Source organism: Bartonella sp. CB10SXKL, from assembly GCF_042195515.1.
Taxonomy (GTDB): Bacteria; Pseudomonadota; Alphaproteobacteria; order Rhizobiales; family Rhizobiaceae; genus Bartonella.
The window spans coordinates 252,564-270,539 of record NZ_JBHION010000002.1 but is presented as its reverse complement, the minus strand read 5'-3'; the positions used below and the strand labels follow the sequence as shown (position 1 = coordinate 270,539).

The 17,976-nt window shown below is 38.2% G+C and carries 14 protein-coding genes; 3 read left to right on the top strand and 11 right to left on the bottom strand.

Going from position 1 to position 17,976, the window contains the following annotated elements; translation table 11 throughout:
• Window positions 1–829: 829 nt before the first annotated feature.
• The 8 genes from ACFIK3_RS02335 to ACFIK3_RS02300 form a co-directional block, all read right to left on the bottom strand.
• Complete coding sequence (locus tag ACFIK3_RS02335; RefSeq protein WP_273791158.1) at window positions 830–1,108, bottom strand: HU family DNA-binding protein; 279 nt, start codon at window positions 1,106–1,108, stop codon at window positions 830–832.
• Between the two features lie 229 nt (window positions 1,109–1,337).
• The gene (lon, locus tag ACFIK3_RS02330; RefSeq protein WP_273791157.1) at window positions 1,338–3,764 is read right to left on the bottom strand and encodes an endopeptidase La; all 2,427 of its coding nucleotides are present in this window, start codon (window positions 3,762–3,764) and stop codon (window positions 1,338–1,340) included.
• A 183-nt stretch (window positions 3,765–3,947) separates the two neighbouring features.
• Complete coding sequence (gene clpX / locus ACFIK3_RS02325) at window positions 3,948–5,222, bottom strand: ATP-dependent Clp protease ATP-binding subunit ClpX (RefSeq protein ID WP_273723371.1); 1,275 nt, start codon at window positions 5,220–5,222, stop codon at window positions 3,948–3,950.
• Between the two features lie 183 nt (window positions 5,223–5,405).
• Window positions 5,406–6,038 carry an ATP-dependent Clp endopeptidase proteolytic subunit ClpP gene (gene clpP / locus ACFIK3_RS02320; RefSeq protein WP_273791156.1) on the bottom strand — a complete coding sequence of 211 codons (633 nt, stop codon included), beginning with the start codon at window positions 6,036–6,038 and terminating at the stop codon, window positions 5,406–5,408.
• A gap of 146 nt (window positions 6,039–6,184) precedes the next feature.
• Window positions 6,185–6,994 (bottom strand): hypothetical protein, encoded by an 810-nt coding sequence (locus ACFIK3_RS02315; protein ID WP_375676191.1) that lies wholly within the window; start codon window positions 6,992–6,994, stop codon window positions 6,185–6,187.
• A gap of 10 nt (window positions 6,995–7,004) precedes the next feature.
• Window positions 7,005–8,381 carry a Trk system potassium transporter TrkA gene (gene trkA / locus ACFIK3_RS02310; protein ID WP_273791154.1) on the bottom strand — a complete coding sequence of 459 codons (1,377 nt, stop codon included), beginning with the start codon at window positions 8,379–8,381 and terminating at the stop codon, window positions 7,005–7,007.
• A 3-nt stretch (window positions 8,382–8,384) separates the two neighbouring features.
• Window positions 8,385–9,743, bottom strand: a complete 1,359-nt coding sequence (locus ACFIK3_RS02305) for a sigma-54 dependent transcriptional regulator (protein ID WP_273791153.1) — start codon at window positions 9,741–9,743, stop codon at window positions 8,385–8,387.
• A gap of 1 nt (window position 9,744) precedes the next feature.
• Window positions 9,745–12,012, bottom strand: coding sequence for an ATP-binding protein (locus ACFIK3_RS02300; RefSeq protein ID WP_375676190.1), 2,268 nt, complete (start codon window positions 12,010–12,012; stop codon window positions 9,745–9,747).
• Between the two features lie 173 nt (window positions 12,013–12,185).
• On the opposite strand from ACFIK3_RS02300, the gene rirA reads away from it, so the two are divergent.
• Genes rirA through ACFIK3_RS02285 form a run of 3 tightly spaced genes read left to right on the top strand, consistent with a single transcriptional unit; the run spans window position 12,186 to window position 14,329 of the window.
• Window positions 12,186–12,629, top strand: coding sequence for an iron-responsive transcriptional regulator RirA (gene rirA, locus ACFIK3_RS02295; protein ID WP_273791151.1), 444 nt, complete (start codon window positions 12,186–12,188; stop codon window positions 12,627–12,629).
• 24 nt (window positions 12,630–12,653) lie between these two features.
• Window positions 12,654–13,844, top strand: a complete 1,191-nt coding sequence (locus tag ACFIK3_RS02290; protein ID WP_273791165.1) for a bifunctional 2-C-methyl-D-erythritol 4-phosphate cytidylyltransferase/2-C-methyl-D-erythritol 2,4-cyclodiphosphate synthase — start codon at window positions 12,654–12,656, stop codon at window positions 13,842–13,844.
• Window positions 13,841–14,329 carry a CinA family protein gene (locus ACFIK3_RS02285; RefSeq protein WP_375631353.1) on the top strand — a complete coding sequence of 163 codons (489 nt, stop codon included), beginning with the start codon at window positions 13,841–13,843 and terminating at the stop codon, window positions 14,327–14,329. Before ACFIK3_RS02290 ends, ACFIK3_RS02285 begins: the two co-directional genes overlap by 4 nt.
• A 575-nt stretch (window positions 14,330–14,904) precedes the next feature.
• Here the strand turns inward: ACFIK3_RS02285 and ACFIK3_RS02280 are convergent.
• The 3 genes from ACFIK3_RS02280 to lpdA all read right to left on the bottom strand — a co-directional run bounded on the left by ACFIK3_RS02280 (window position 14,905) and on the right by lpdA (window position 17,859).
• A complete protein-coding gene (locus tag ACFIK3_RS02280) occupies window positions 14,905–15,366 on the bottom strand; it encodes a type II toxin-antitoxin system RatA family toxin (protein WP_273791149.1) in 462 nt (153 codons plus the stop codon).
• 2 nt (window positions 15,367–15,368) lie between these two features.
• Entirely contained in the window at window positions 15,369–16,331 is a 963-nt protein-coding gene (lipA, locus tag ACFIK3_RS02275; RefSeq protein WP_273791148.1) for a lipoyl synthase, read from the bottom strand.
• Window positions 16,332–16,398: 67 nt separating this feature from the next.
• Window positions 16,399–17,859 carry a dihydrolipoyl dehydrogenase gene (gene lpdA / locus ACFIK3_RS02270; protein WP_375643074.1) on the bottom strand — a complete coding sequence of 487 codons (1,461 nt, stop codon included), beginning with the start codon at window positions 17,857–17,859 and terminating at the stop codon, window positions 16,399–16,401.
• Window positions 17,860–17,976: the final 117 nt, after the last annotated feature.

Here is a 17,976-nt window from a genome sequence, read left to right as displayed (position 1 = left end):
ATACTGTACTATCTTTATTAATAGTTTTTATATTACGTAATGTATATTATTTTATAAGAGTAATTTTTCTGTTTTGTAACTTCCTCCCTCAAAATTTGTGATGTTCTCTCATTTTAACTCTTGTATGATGAAGGAAAAATACTCGCTTGCATATCACAAGTGAAATAAAGATATGGAAAAAATATTTGTAGGATAGAGCTGAAGCTATCTCTCCCCTCTCAAATGCCAAGAAAAATCACAATATTGAAAACCAAATCTGAATATCAAAAGATTCTTTCATTTCAGGCTCTCTAATAAATCAATAAAATTATCCTCTTGGTGTGTCACAAGCAAGGTTGGCGTATAAGAGTAAAAGAATAAAACTATCCCTTATGCACTCGTCTCAGATATCTGGGGCTAGTCGCAACATTATAGGAACTAAGAAAAATAGATAGCACGGTGGCACCAACATGCGCTTTCATTAAGCGTCAATGGTGATATATAATAACTTTTATAGACTTTACAGAGTTTTCCGCCTCATATTATTTACGGATCTTGTTTTGAAATAAATACCGTAACACTTCAGCGTAATAAAAGTTAATATTACATTTTATAAGCCATACCCGTGCTCAATTAATACAGTGCAATATTTTTTGAAAATACTAAAAAAAATATATTTTAAGCTGACAGTATTTTATACAAAACTTAAAATCATTTTCAAAAATACCAGCAATACATGAAAATAAAAAGTATCGCAAAGATCTCAAAGTTTTATATGAAAAATGCGCATAACACATGTGTTAAAAAAACCCGCTTATAAATAAATCGGGTTTTTTTAATGTAGCTTAAATTATTTTTTATTAACTGCTTCTTTAAGGCTTTTTCCTGCAGAAAATTTGGGTACAGAACGTGCTGGAATATCGATTTCAGCACCAGTTGAAGGATTACGCCCCTTTGTTGCAGCACGATGAGAAACTTCAAAAGTGCCAAAACCTGGAAGACGAACATCTCCCCCTGAAGCTAAAGCTTCTGTTACAGAAGCCATAAAAGCATCAACAACAGCACCAGCTTGCGCTTTCGAAACACCTGCCTTTTCAGCAACGGAGCTAACCAATTCACTTTTATTCATAAAATATTTCCTTTCCCTATATTACCTGAACATGACTTAATCATGTTATTGGTCAGTTTATTGAAAAGTACAGCAAACAGAAGTCTTATTTTTATCCAAAACATTGTTTTTTTAGCAATAATCACAGTTATTCACGGAATTTTTCACTTTTTCCAACAAAAAACAAAATAATAACCTCAACAACGCCTTCTGCCACCTAAAAAATGCCGTTATAAATGAGATAAGTGAATCAGTGCGCAATCTGTATTCCGTCACTATCACTGCTCTCTGACCGGATTGGGACAGCCACTGTAGAGGGTTCTTTCCATTCAATAGTATCTGGAAAACGAACCAAAGCGTGTTTCAAAACTTCACTCACATGATTTACCGGAATAATTTCCATATTATTTTTGACATCATCAGGAATATCAACCAAATCTTTTGCATTTTCTTCAGGAATAAGTACTTTTTTTATCCCTCCTCGAAGAGCTGCTAAGAGTTTTTCTTTTAATCCACCAATGGGTAAAACGCGTCCACGTAAAGTAATTTCACCAGTCATTGCAATATCTTTATGCACAGCTACTCCTGTAAGGACCGAAACAATTGCTGTCACCATTGCAATCCCAGCCGATGGGCCATCTTTTGGTGTCGCACCCTCTGGAACATGAACATGGATATCGCGTTTTTCAAAAAGTGGAGGTTCAATACCAAAATCAACAGCACGAGAACGTACATAAGATGCTGCCGCTGAAATGGACTCTTTCATAATATCACGTAAATTTCCAGTTACAGTCATCTTCCCTTTGCCGGGCATCATAACTCCTTCAATGGTCAATAACTCTCCACCGACTTCTGTCCACGCAAGACCTGTTACAACACCAACTTGATTTTCTCCTTCAATCTGATTGTAATGATAACGTTTAACACCCAAGAAATCATGAATATTACTTTCTGTAACTTTTACAGATTTTTGATGTGTTTTGAGAATTTTTGTAACGGATTTGCGGGAAATTTTCATGAGTTCACGTTCAAGGTTACGAACGCCTGCCTCACGTGTATAAAACTGAATAATTGACCTTAGTGCTCCATCAGAAATACTGAGTTCTTTTTTAGACAAACAGTGATCTTTTAGTGCCTTTGGTAAAAGATGCTGTTTAACAATTTCCATTTTCTCACATTCAGTATAACCAGCGATACGAATAATTTCCATACGATCCATTAACGGACCTGGAATATTAAGCGTATTGGCAGTTGTGATAAACATGACATCAGAAAGATCATATTCAACTTCCAAATAGTGATCAATGAACGTACCATTTTGTTCAGGATCAAGAACTTCTAATAAAGCAGATGAAGGATCGCCACGAAAATCTTGTCCCATTTTATCAATTTCATCAAGCAAGAAAAGCGGATTAGATTTTTTTGCTTTTTTCATAGACTGGATAATTTTTCCAGGCATCGAGCCAATATATGTTCGGCGATGTCCACGAATTTCTGCTTCATCCCGGACACCTCCCAATGAGATACGAACATACTCACGCCCCGTTGCCTTTGCAATAGAGCGCGCTAATGATGTTTTCCCAACACCTGGAGGACCTAACAAACAAATAATGGGGCCTTTTATCTTTGACGCGCGACTTTGTACGGCCAAATATTCAATAATTCGCTCCTTAACTTTTTCAAGACCAAAATGTTCATTATTCATGACCTTTTCAGCAAAATCTAAATTGTTTTTAATCTTAGATTTTTTACCCCAAGGCATTGCTAATAACCAATCAAGATAGTTACGTACAACTGTCGCTTCTGCAGACATAGGAGACATATTCCGTAATTTTCTCAATTCTGCTCCAGCTTTTTCCTGCGCTTCCTTGGATAGTTTTGTATTCTTGATACGTTCTTCTAATTCAGAGAGTTCATCTCGGCTATCATCACCTGCTCCTAACTCTTTTTGAATAGCCTTCATCTGCTCATTGAGATAATATTCTCGTTGGTTTTTTTCCATTTGCCGTTTAACATGCGAACGAATACGTTTTTCAACCTGCAAAACAGAAATTTCTCCTTCCATGAAGGACAAAACACGTTCAAGACGGGCCCGCACAGGTAAGAGCTCTAATATTTCTTGCTTTTCTGCAAGTTTAATCATCAAATGAGAAGCAATCGTATCGGCAAGCTTAGAAGGATTATCAAGCTGGCCAATCGCATTCACAACTTCAGGAGAGATTTTTTTATTAAGCTTTACATAGTTTTCAAAATAAGCAATCACTGACCTTGAAAGAGCTTCAATCTCAACATCACTCTCTCTAGGTTCTTCTGTAACAGTTGCAAAAGCCTGATGATAACCTTCACTTAAAGCAAATTGACTAATTTTTGCACGTGCAGTTCCTTCAACCAAAACCTTTACAGTACCATCAGGAAGCTTTAAAAGTTGAAGAATATTAGCAAATGTACCAATATGATAAATATCCTCTGATTTTGGATCGTCATCAGAAGCATTTTTTTGTGTCACCAATAGTATTTGCTTATCAACCGCCATCGTTTCTTCAAGAGCACGAATTGATTTTTCGCGGCCCACAAAAAGTGGAACAATCATATGGGGGAAGACAACAATATCACGAAGAGGTAAAACAGCATAAACCCCATCTCTTACTTCATCTGTCTTTTCATCAATATATTGCATAACTCTCCTTTCTGGAGCCTATGAGCTACCTACAACAACCAGCTCACCTTTAGAAAACCTCAGCTCTTCACTGTACATGAAGTGGTAATTACTCATACATAAATCAAGCATTATAATGATATTATTAGAAACACCCATCAAATACCATTCATTACCACCTTTTATATTGTGCATCGCACAATGTCATGCTGATACATTTTCTTTATCTTCTGCACGTTCTGAGTAAATATAAAGAGGACGCGCTTTCCCATCAACGACATCACTCGAAATAACCACTTTTTGAACGCCTTCAAGAGCCGGTAGCTCAAACATCGTCTCAAGAAGGATCTTCTCCATAATTGAACGCAAACCACGAGCACCAGTTTTACGTTCAATTGCTTTCTTTGCAATAACACGTAAAGCATCTTCATGAAATGCTAACTCGACATTCTCCATTTCAAAAAGACGCTGATATTGCTTTACTAATGCATTTTTAGGTTGTGATAAAATTTGCATGAGGGCGTTAACATCTAAATCCTCTAAGGTAGCGACTATAGGAAGGCGTCCAATAAATTCTGGTATTAAACCAAATTTTATAAGATCTTCAGGCTCTAAATCACGAAAAATTTCACCGACACAACGCTCATCAGGAGCCTTAACGGTCGCAGAAAAACCAATAGAAGTTTTTTCACCACGCCCTGAAATAATCCGTTCTAAACCTGCAAAAGCTCCCCCACAAATGAATAAGATGTTTGTGGTGTCAACCTGAAGAAACTCTTGTTGCGGATGCTTACGTCCACCTTGAGGAGGAACAGAAGCAATCGTTCCTTCCATAATTTTTAATAACGCTTGCTGAACTCCTTCCCCCGAAACATCTCTTGTAATAGAAGGATTATCTGCTTTACGAGAAATCTTATCAACCTCATCGATATAAACAATACCACGCTGTGCACGTTCAACATTATAATCTGCTGCTTGAAGAAGCTTAAGAATAATATTTTCAACATCTTCCCCCACATAACCTGCTTCAGTCAAAGTGGTCGCATCCGCCATCGTAAAAGGTACATCAATAATACGTGCTAATGTTTGTGCGAGATAAGTTTTACCGCAGCCCGTTGGACCAACAAGAAGAATATTTGATTTTGCCAACTCAATATCATTGCTTTTAGACTGATGCGCCAACCGTTTATAATGATTATGCACAGCAACAGAAAGAACACGCTTCGCATGCTGCTGACCAATAACATAATCATCAAGAACTGTTATAATTTCCTGTGGCGTAGGAACACCATCACGCACCTTAACCCCAGAAGACTTATTTTCTTCCCGAATAATATCCATGCAAAGCTCTACACATTCATCACAGATAAATACAGTAGGCCCCGCAATGAGCTTACGCACCTCATGCTGACTCTTGCCGCAGAACGAGCAATAGAGAGTATTTTTTGATTCGTTCCCGCTATTGCTAATTTTGCTCATTTTTCTTTCCTTTCACCACGATATATGAATACTTTGCCTTTTCAAAGGAAGCTTTTCATCATGAAAACTAAAAGACATATAGAAAACCATGCATGTCTCAATATTTTTAGGTGTTTCTCTTATTTTGCGATATTTTTTATAAAACTCTTTGATTTAAAGTAGCTGTTTTTTCTATAAAAATTCTTAATCTTTTTCTTCTTTTTCAGTTTCTGCACGATATTGTATAACATCATCAACTAAGCCAAACGCTTTGGCTTCTTCTGCTGTCATAAAATGATCGCGATCGAGAGTTTTCTCTATAACCTCATAATCTTGCCCCGTATGTTGGACATAAATTTCATTTAAACGCCGTTTCATCTTTATAATATCTTGCGCATGTCGCTCAATATCTGAAGCTTGACCTTGAAAACCTCCAGATGGTTGATGCACCATAATGCGTGCGTTTGGCAATGTAAAACGATGACCTTTTGCTCCAGCTGTTAACAATAAAGACCCCATAGATGCCGCTTGCCCCATGCAAAGCGTAGAAACAGGAGGGCGAATAAACTGCATAGTATCATAAATAGCCATACCAGATGTTACGACACCACCTGGAGAATTAATATAAAGACTAATTTCTTTTTTAGGATTTTCCGCTTCTAAGAAAAGCAATTGTGCACAAACAAGCATTGCCATACCATCTTCAACAGGACCATTAATAAAAATAATCCGCTCCTTTAAAAGACGGGAAAAAATATCATAGGCCCGCTCACCACGATTGGTTTGTTCAATAACCATAGGAACAAGGCTTAATGCTGTTTTCATTGGATCACTCATATTTTTACTTTCCGTTCATATAACAACCGCTCTTTACACATTCAATGTTTTTATCCATATGCTAACATTACTCTCTTGTGCAAGCTACAATCAAGAGATGTATAAGATAGATTAAAATCTCAATAGTTAAAATAGCAATAATAACTCTACCTAAACAAATGATGAACATCAGGAATGCGAGATACCGCCCAATGGTAAAAACTTCCTTCCTGAGGTCTTTTCGTGGTCTTTGTCTTTCTGTGAATATGAAAGCCTATCAAGCGTGAATCTGTAAGCGGCTTTACGCCAAAAGCTGGTTCAAAAATACGTTCAGTTTTTCGCCCAGTCCAATAATAAAAAGTTTCCTTTTCCCTTGCTTCATGAAAAAAACCATATCGTTTTGCTAATCGTGAAATACCATCATTGCCAAATATTGTAACGCCAAGATTTCCCGGTAAAATCGGCATTTTTTTCCTCTTTAACCAGAACGGTCTCCAAACACGACGCTTAAACCCAAGCCAATGAGGAATAATTTCTGTGCCTGCCCAATAATCTTCAAATATTTTTATAATAGGGTTATTGGGCGGAAAATAAAGTGCAGAAACGCCTACTCTTGTATTATTTTCTCTTGCCAACCAAACCTTATCGGCATCTGGATGAAATTGTTTAACAAGGTAAACATCTGTATCTAACCAAACACCTTGTTGATATTTCATCAGCATAACACGAAAAAAATCCGAGAACTGAACAATTGTACACCCTAGTTTATCATCAGAAAAATCGGGATCAAGGCGATAAATTGCTGAGCGTGGTAAAATTGATTCGGCTTCATGCAGCTCAACACCAGCAGGGAGATTATCTATTTTTTTATCATAACTAAAAAGCTTAACGCGCTGTCCAGTTTTAACCATTGAAGACAAACAAAGCCTATCCACCAATCTTAATTGTCCACTATACCCAAAAGTACAAATATCCATAGATAATACATCAAAAATATTCTAAACTTACGCGAAAGAGTTGTTCAACATCACGAACCCTATCAGCAAGAGCAAAAATCACTATTCTATCACCAGACAAAATACGCGTATCTGCCGAAAGCTGTATTATTGTCTTATTGCGATAAATTGCACCAATTCTCAAACCATCTGATAAATTGAGCTCTGATAATGACTTACCAACTAATGAAGATGTTTGCATCACTTCAGCTTCAATAATTTCTGCTCGGCCATTAAAAACTGAATGAACAGAACGAATACGCCCACGGCGCATTTGTTGCAAAATTCTCGATATTGTAACGCTATGGGGATTAAGATATGCATCCACACCAACAGCACGACTAAATTCTTGATAGGCAACATTATTAATCAATACCATATTGGCTTTGCAGCCCAATCTTTTAGCAATAATAGCGCTTAAGAGATTAACCTGATCTTGATTGGTCAATGTAATCATTAAATCGGACTGATCAATTCCCGCATCTTGAAGAATCACTGGATCTAACACGTTACCGTATAAGACTGTCGTTTTTTCAAGCTGATCAGCAATTGTAAGAGCTCTTTCTCTATGCGATTCTATAATCTTCAATTTTAATTTATGGAAACGCTTTTCAATCGCCTGTGCAACATAAAGGCCAATGTGACCACCCCCTGCAATAATCATGCGGTGTGCATCTTGTTCTTTATGACCAAAAAGCCCAACAGCACGACGCATCTGTTCACGAGAAACAACAAGATAGGTTATATCACCAACGCGTAATTGCGTTTCTGAATGTGCAACCAATAATTCCGCGCCACGTTTAATAGCGGTAACCGTCGTATGAAGATCTGGAAAAAGCTCTGTTAATTGACGCAAAGGTGTATTAATAACTGGACAATCTTCCATACATTCCAAGGCTAGCGCAACAATATCATCATTACAAAAATAAAGAACATCTATTGCACCAGGTAAAGCAATACGGCGCAAAACCATTTCCCCAACTTCAACTTCTGGCGAAATAACCACATCAATGGGAATATTCTCTCTGGAAAAAAGCGTCTTATAACGTGGCTCTAAATAAGATTGTGAGCGAATACGAGCAATTTTTGTGGGCACATTAAATAATGAATGTGCTACTTGGCAAGCTACCATATTGACTTCATCAAACAAAGTAACAGCAATCAACATATCAGCTTTGTCTGCATCTGCTGCCAAAAGAACTTCAGGCCGTGAACCGTGACCAACAAAACCTCTCACATCCAATGTATCGCGAATCTTTTCAATTAATCTCGTTTCGATATCAATAACGGTAACATCATGATTTTCAGCAGCAAGACGCTCTGCTATCCCATAACCAACCTGTCCTGCTCCGCAAATAATAACACGCATCGCTTAAGAAACTCCAAGCGCTTTAAGTTTACGGTGCAAAGCTGAACGCTCCATGCCTATAAATTCAGCAGTACGTGATATATTTCCACCCAAACGCCCAATCTGCGCCACTAAATATCTCTTTTCAAACAATTCTCGAGCTTCACGTAACGGCAAATCCATTATACTTTCATCTGAATCCATTTGAAGGCGTGGCAAAGAATCACTTACTTCACTGGGAAGAAAGTCCGCTGTTATAGGACCATCACCATCCCGCACAAGAATAAGAAGACGCTCAATATTATTACGTAATTGCCGCACATTACCCGGCCAAGCGTGCGTTTGCAAAATAGCAATCACATCATCACTGATTGCACGCGGTTTAATCCCAACCTGCTGTGATATTGTTTTTACAAAATGATGTACAAGTTCTGGAATATCTTCACGACGCGCTGAAAGGGGAGGAACAACAATAGGAACAACGGAAAGACGGTGAAAAAGATCCTCCCTAAAGCGCCCATCAGAAATGAGGTTTTCAAGATTTTGCGCTGTCGAAGAAATGATACGGACATCCACCTTAACACGTTTTGTGCCGCCAATTCTCTCAAATGTTTGCCCCGTTAAAACCCGAAGAATCTTCCCTTGAGTCTCACGCGGCATGTCAGCAATTTCATCAAGATATAAGATACCGCCATGAGCTTCCTCTAAGGCACCGATTTTACGCTCTCTTCCCTCCATTTCGCTGCCAAACAGCTCTATTTCCATTCTTTCCGGAGTAATCGTTGCAGCATTTATTGTAACAAATGGCCCATTCGAACGCGTTGAGAGCGCATGAATAGTTCGTGCAACAGTCTCTTTTCCTGCCCCTGAAGGACCTGTTATCATGATGCGACTATTGGTTGGTGCTACTTTTTCTATGATTTGACGCAAATTTTTTATAACTGTCGATTTTCCGAGCAACTCTAATGTCTCGTTCGAACGCTTTCGTAATTCTAAAAGCTCACGTTTTAAATTTGAATTTTCAAGTGTTCTCTCTGCAACCAATACAAGTCTATCAGCTTTAAAAGGTTTTTCAATGAAATCATATGCCCCTCGCTTTATAGCGGAAACAGCCGTCTCAATATTACCATGACCAGAGATCATAACGACCGGAAGAGCCGGATATTGTGTTTTAATTTCATCAAGCAGTGCTAAACCATCGAGACGACTACCCTGTAGCCAAATATCCAAAAAAATGAGCTTTGGAATACGCTCACTAATTTGAGCCAATGCTTCATCAGAGTTACAAGCAACGCGCGTTTCATAACCTTCATCCTCTAAAATACCAGCAACAAGCTCACGAATATCTGCTTCATCATCAACAATCAAGATATCTGATACCATACTATTCCCCTATCTTATGATTTATGGCTTGTATAATATTACCCTGCTTACCCCCATCCGCAGGAAATATCAAACGGATCATCGCACCACGACCTTCATAAAAACTCTCCGGTGCATCATGAAGCTCCATGAAACCACCGTGATCTTCAATAACTTTGCGCACAATGGCTAACCCCAGTCCTGTTCCTTTTTCCCGCGTTGTTATATAGGGTTCTAATAACTTTTGTCTTTGCTCTTTAGGAAGTCCTTTCCCGTTATCAACAACATCCACAACCACCCATTCTTTCTGTCGATAAGAACGGACAAGAATATGACCGTGAATATTTTCCTCTCGCATAACTGAATCTATGGATTCGCTCGCGTTTTTGATAACATTGCAGAAAGCCTGTACAATGAGACGGTTATCAAATGCACCCATAAGTGGTAGAGTTCCTAAATCTTGCTCAAAATGAATATCATGTCGCGTCACCTCTATCAAGAAACATGCTTCGCGCAACAATTCTCGTATATCTAAAATATGCATTTTGGGTTTGGGCATACGTGCAAAAGAGGAAAACTCATCAACCATACGCCCAATATCTCCAACCTGCCGAATAATCGTGTCAATACACCGCTCAAAAACCTCTCTATCTTGTGTAATAGCTTTGTTATAACGTTTACGAATGCGTTCAGCGGATAACTGAATAGGTGTAAGAGGATTTTTAATTTCGTGCGCAATACGCCGCGCAATATCCGCCCACGCCGCTGTACGTTGCGCTGCAACAAGGTCAGTAATATCATCAATTGTTAGAACCCAAGATTGCCCCTGTCCATCATCCTCCTCCATCGTAACTTGAACATTACAGACACGCTCTTTTCCTGCAACGTTTAAAGTGACCTGTTCACGATGGTTTTTACGATCTAATGAACGCACAAACTGAAAAACCTGCCAAATTTCAGCGCTTAAAGATAAAAGACTTTGTCCAACAACGTGCTCAGAGCGAATATCAAACATCGCTTCAATAGACCGATTGATAATGGTGATATCACCATTATCATCTATACCTGCTACTCCCGCTGTTACACCCGATAACACAGCTTCAGAAAAACGCCGTCTTTCATCAATTTGATCACGCACTGCAATCAACTCATTACGCCGACTTTTCAATTCACTGACCATGTAATTAAAAGTTTTGGATAATTGCCCAATATCTCCATCTTTTGCTCGTACTGGCACGAAAATTTCCATATTTCCAGAAGCAACATCATCGGCAGCACTAATGAGAAGACGAATAGGACGCACTAAACGATCAGCAACAGCAATAGCAGCCCAAATAGCTGATAAGAATAAACTAAAAAAAAGACACAAATAAAGCATACCAAATGCAATCTGTGTCAGCAGGCGATTTTCATTTAAATCACGATAACGATCTGTATTAACTTCTGTCAAACGCAAAGCAGATAAAACACCTTTATCAACGTCACGCACCAAATATAAAAATGTGTTTGGAATGTTGGTAAATTTTAAAATAATACCAAAATAATCATGAACGCCTGGTTGAAAAGAAAAAGGTCTCGCACTGGTTGCACGTTCAATAAGATGAGAAGGAGGAATTGGCAGTTTATCTTCATCACCAAGAGCACTCGATACAAAAATAGCTCCGCTAGAACTTAACAAAAATGCACCACGCAAATTGCGTCCTATAGCATGACGTGTCAATTGCATCCTATATTCAGCTGGATTACGTTCTAAGAGTTTTTTGTTATCAAGTGCAAATGCCATCGCGTAGGATAAATTTTTTAAATTTTGAAGCATTTCATCTGCATAAGCATTTGCTAAATCAATAGAAGAGCCCACAATTTGCCGCGTTGTTGTATCAAACCATCGATCAAGTCCCAAATTTAGTGCTGGACCCGATACAAGAGCTACAGCAACAGCTGGCATTGTCGCAACAAGTGCAAACAATGAAATAAGACGCACATGAAGACGCGATCCTGCACGCCTTGAACGCCAAGCACGAATGATCGGAATCATCTCATAAAAAACGATGACAATAAGCCCTAAAACCCAAAAACTATTAATTCCTATAAGAATAAGGGTTACTGTTCTACTGGGAACAACAGGAGTTAATCCAATAAGAATAATAAACGAAACAGAGGCCGTAAGTAAAGCCAATACAATAATTGTAACCCCTAAAAAAATATATACCTTACTTAAACGATACAACTCATCGTTATAAGTATTTTTATCTATGTCTTGAAGATTCGTCACAGATGTTATATTCGTCATGAGCTTACATACCCTTATCCCATTATTCTCATATAACCTTTTGTAGCAAAAATTGACAATACTAATACTACATTTAAAATAGGGCAAATATAGTCAATGAGGAAAAGCTTCTATATTTTGCAAAATATCTTTAAAATAGACTGTGTTCGACGATACTTTACGAAGGAAATGAGATGCGATTAACAAAACAAACAAATTATGCTCTTCGAATGCTCATGTATTGTGCAGATAATCAGGGAACTCTCAGTCGTGTTCCAGAAATTGCTAAAGCATATGCCGTTTCAGAACTTTTTTTATTTAAAATCCTTCAGCTGCTTGTTCAAGCAGGTTTTATACAAACAGTGCGTGGACGCAATGGTGGAGTTAGATTGGCTAAACCCGCAGCAGAGATTTCAGTCGCTGATGTTGTGAAAGTAACAGAAGACAACTTTTCCCTAGCAGAATGTTTCGATACTGCAGAACCAACTTGCCCCTTGTTTGATTTTTGTGGTTTAAATACCGCACTTCAAAAAGCATTAAATGCTTTTTTTGAGGTGTTGTCCATGATATCCCTTGCTGATCTACAACAACCATCCTTTCAAAATCATTTTAAAATTAATGACAAAAAAGAAAACTAAGATTATAATACAAGGAGATTAAGTATTTCTATTGCAGCAATAATATTAGCCGCTGGACGGGGTGAAAGAGCAGGATCTCCCTATAAAATTCCAAAACAATATCGGCTTCTAGGACAAAAGCCGATTATTTATCATACCGTGCATTGTTTTTTGCAGCATCCAGCTATCACAACAATTATCCTTGTTATTCATCCAGAAGATCGTCAAATCTGTGAACAAGCTATTGGCGATTTTAAAGAGCGCCTTATTATCGTTGAAGGAGGCAATACACGTCAAATCTCTACCTTACATGGACTTCAGGCACTTAAAAAATTTTCCCCCCAATATGTGCATATTCATGATGGTGCACGCCCTTTTATTGAAAACAAGCTTTTTAATAACATTCACAACACTATCACGCCTCAAGAAGGTGTTCTTCCTGTTCTGCCCATCTCTGATACCCTTAAACGTATAAATAATCAGCATGTTTTAGAAACAATTCCCCGTACCCATCTTTATAGTGCACAAACTCCACAGTGTTTTCCCTTTGAACATATCTTAGCGGCCCATAAACAAGCAAAACAAGCTTGCAAACAAGAATTCACTGACGATTCTGCAATTGCCGAATGGTTTGGAATTCCTATGCGTACCGTTCCTGGGGATCCTAACAACATAAAAATTACATGGCATGAAGATTTTAATACTGCACATTTATATCTCCAAAAGAAAATGCAAATGTTTCCTGATATCCGTACTGGCAATGGTTATGATGTTCACTCTTTTGAAGATGGTGATTTTCTTATATTATGTGGTATAAAAATCCCTTTTCATAAAAAATTAAATGGACACTCCGATGCGGATGTTGCTCTTCATGCATTAACAGATGCCCTTCTTGCAACTCAAGGTGCTGGAGATATAGGTACACATTTTCCTCCCTCTGATCCTCAATGGAAAAATGTATCATCAGAAATTTTTCTCCGTCATGCTCTCGATATTATAAAACAAGCAGATGGTCGTATCGCCAATGTTGATATCACAATTATCGCTGAAAATCCTAAAATTGGTCCCTATCGTCATGCTATGACAGAAAATCTTATGACAATACTTGCAATGACACCTGATCGAATCTCTATCAAAGCAACAACAAATGAAAAGCTTGGATTTATTGGTCGTGGTGAGGGAATTGCTGCTCTTGCAACAGCGAGCGTTCTTTATTCAGGAGAAATTCCCCAATGACATATCTTTGTGAAAAACAAGCACATGAAGTCCTTAATACCTTTCGCCAAAAAGGTTTACTGTTAACAACTGTAGAGTCTTGTACAGGGGGGCTCATTGCTGCAAGCCTCACAAATATTGCAGGATCGTCAGATGTTCTCGATTGTGGATTTGTTGTTTATTCAAATGAATCCAAAACACGCCTTGTTGGCGTTTGTGCTGAACTTATAAGAACCTATGGTGCCGTTTCAAAAGAAGTTGCTCTTGCAATGGCTGAGGGTGGATTAAAACATTCACAAGCTGACATTGCAGTTTCTGTAACAGGGATTGCTGGTCCAGGAGGTGCAAGTCTTGATAAACCTGTAGGACTTGTGCATTGCGCAGTTGCTTACAAAAATCACCCCCCCCTGCACAAAGAAATGCACTTTGCTCATCTTAATCGCAATGCTATCCGCCATGCAACTGTTGAAAATGTTTTTAAAATGATTCTGGAATTACTTCACTGAATTCCCCATACTAATTTCAAAATTCTCTATTCCACATTGAGTCTATAGTCGCCCACAACTTGAAAATGAAAGACCTGAATAGCGTAAAGTTATCTCACTTCAGCCCTGTGTAGGTTGAATTAATTAAATTTATTCACTTGCACGCCACAAGAGAAAAAAACTGTAGTAAATAAAATGATTAAAGAAAGGGACACTTGTACCTCTCTCAAGTGCTAAGAGCTGGCGCAACATCTTGAGAGATGGCAAATAAATGGTGCAGGCTGACTTGTTCATAAACGTACAGATGTGGAGTTTATATGCTTTTACGAAGGATCTATACTATTTATTATGAGCACTATTATGAAATGGGTATGACGCAAGCATGTTCTATTTGGGCGTTCTGTTTAACGGATGTGTATCCATTAAAAAAGAGAGAAACAAAAGAGTGAAGCTGTACATCATTTTCATCATTTAAAATGATGTTCCTTCAATATGTTTTTGAAAGCTGAATTAAAAACAAATAGTAAAGATGGAAACCGGTTTTCACCTTCACGCTGTTATAAGCAATACGTATTGTTAAAAAATAACAGAATAGACTATGTTACCGTAGAGCCATAAATCTGATGCGCACGCTTCTCAAAAGCCTCGGTAAATTTACGAAACGCAATATCAAACATTGAGCCCATCACTAATCCAAGCGTTTTACTTTTAAATTCATAATCAATAAAAAACTCTACATTACATGCATTGGTATTTTCAATATCATGAAAGGCCCAACGATTTTCAAGATATTTGAATGGACCATCAATATATTTAACTTCTATAAGACTTTTTTCCGGCTGAAGAAATACTTGAGTCGTAAAAGTTTCACGAATAATCTTATAGCCAACGGTCATATCCGCAAGAAGCAATATTTTTTTTCCATATTCTTTTCGAGAACGTATTATTAAAGACTCACACATTGGTAAAAATTCAGGATAACGCTCAATATCTGAAACCAGATCAAACATTTCACTGGCACTATGGGTGATCTGCCGATGTATTGTAAAAATCGGCATAATTATCTCTGTAAGGAAAATTTTTCATCACGCGCTTTTTGCAAAATGGCAAAATCATCTCCAGCGTGATGAGATGAACGCGTCAGAGGATTGGAAGCCATATGTAAAAATCCTTTTACTTTACCAATCTTGGCAAAAGACTCAAATTCTTCAGGAGGCACAAAACGAACAACTGGATGATGTTTTCGTGTAGGCTGCAAATATTGTCCAATTGTCATAAAGTCAACATCAGCAGCGCGCAAATCATCCATCAATTGCAAAATCTCATTTCGCTCCTCCCCAAGGCCAACCATAATTCCCGATTTTGTAAAAATTGTTGGATCAAGTTCTTTAACGCGTTGTAATAAACGAATTGAATGAAAATAACGCGCCCCTGGACGGACCTTCAAATATTTAGAAGGAACTGTTTCTAAGTTATGATTAAAAACATCAGGCTTAGCAGCAACAACAACTTCTAAAGCGCCATCCTTATGACGAAAATCAGGTGTAAGAACTTCAATTGTTGTTTTAGGAGTTTTTTGACGAATCGCATAAATAACTTTTGCAAAATGCTCAGCACCACCATCAGCAAGATCATCACGATCAACAGATGTAATGACAACATGTTTTAATTCCATCCGTGCAACAGCATCGGCGACACGTTCTGGCTCATTGTCATCAACGGCAAGTGGAATACCTGTTGCAACGTTACAAAAAGCACAAGCACGCGTACATATTTCACCTAAAATCATAAAGCTAGCATGCCTCTGGCTCCAACATTCGCCAATATTAGGGCAACCAGCTTCTTCGCATACAGTCACTAACTTATGCGTACGTACAATACCATGTGTTTCCTTATAAATTGGTGATGTTGGCGCTTTTACACGAATCCAATCTGGCTTTTTTTGAACGCTTGTATCAGGACGATGTGCCTTTTCAGGATGACGCAAACGTCTATTTGTAACTCTATCAACAACCGTAACCATTTAAGCCTTTGCCTTATAAATACGAAGTAACAATCAAAAATATAAAATTTTTCATACAATCCAGTCATCAAGCGTTTAAAACTTGACCATAAGCATCTAATACACTTTCTTTCATCATTTCCGATAAGGTCGGATGTGGAAAGACAGTATGCATTAATTCTTCTTCTGTTGTTTCAAGATTCATAGCAATAACAAAACCCTGTATCAATTCTGTTACCTCAGCCCCTACCATATGGGCCCCGAGAAGCTGTCCTGTTTTTTTATCAAAAATCGTTTTTACTAACCCCTGATCTTCACCCAAAGCAATCGCCTTACCATTCGCAGCAAAAGAATAACGACCAATACGTATATCATAACCTGCTTCTTTTGCAGCCGCTTCTGAAAGCCCTACAGAGGCAACCTGTGGTGTACAATATGTACACCCTGGAATTTTTCTTTTATCAAGCGGATGAGCACTCTTCAAACCTGCAAGATGCTCAATACATATCACTCCTTCTTCTTCTGCTTTATGGGCCAACATAGGAGGACCTGCTACATCACCAATAGCATAAATGCCTTCCACCCCCGTCCAACTCCATTCATCAGTTACAATGCACCCGCGATCGGTTTTTATTCCCAAAGATTCTAAACCAAGATTCTCAATATTACCTTGCACCCCTACAGCGGAAATTAACCGGTCAACAGTTATTGTCTCTATTTTACCTTGAACATCAATATGTACAGTCACAGAATCGGAAGACTTTTCAACCTTTGTTACTTTTGCTTGACGAAGAATGCGTAAACCTCTTTTCTCTAACTGTTTACGAGCAAACGTTGAAATTTCAATATCTTCAGCAGGCATGATATGGGGCATCATTTCAACAACAGTTACTGTCGCCCCCATATCACGATAAAAAGAGGCAAATTCAATGCCAATAGCCCCAGACCCTATAACCAAAAGCGATTTTGGCATTGCTGGCGGTATCATAGCTTCAAAATAAGTCCAAATGAGTTTTCCATCTGGTTCAATACCAGGAAGAACACGAGGACGTGCGCCCGTTGCAATAATGATATGCTTTGCTTGATAAGTTCCCTCCCCTAACGTTCCTTTAGGGACTGGATTTTGCGGTTGCATAATCGGTTTTGAGGATGAAGAAACCATAATTTCCGCAGGATGGCTTCCCTTTGCTTCTTTAGTAAGCTTTGCTTCACCCCAAATAATATCAATTTTGTTTTTTTTCATTAGAAAATCAACACCAGCATTTAAACGTGCTGAAACACCGCGTGAACGTGCCACAACATCTTTGATGTTTGCCTCAATTGAACCATTAATTTTTAGTCCATAATTTTTCGCATGTTCAGCAAAATGTTTCATTTCCGCTGAACGTAGAAGGGTCTTTGTGGGAATACATCCCCAATTTAAACAGATCCCTCCCAAATGTTCACGTTCAACAATCGCAGTCTTAAAGCCACATTGTGCTGCACGAATTGCGGTTACATATCCGCCTGGACCTGATCCAATCACAATTACATCATAAAGATTTGCCACAGTAATTCCTCCATGGATATATATAAAACGGATATGCACTTTTTGAACTTAAGTCTGCAAAATAACATGACAGAATTATCTTATGTCTTTTGCTTACGTAAATGCTTTACCCAAACC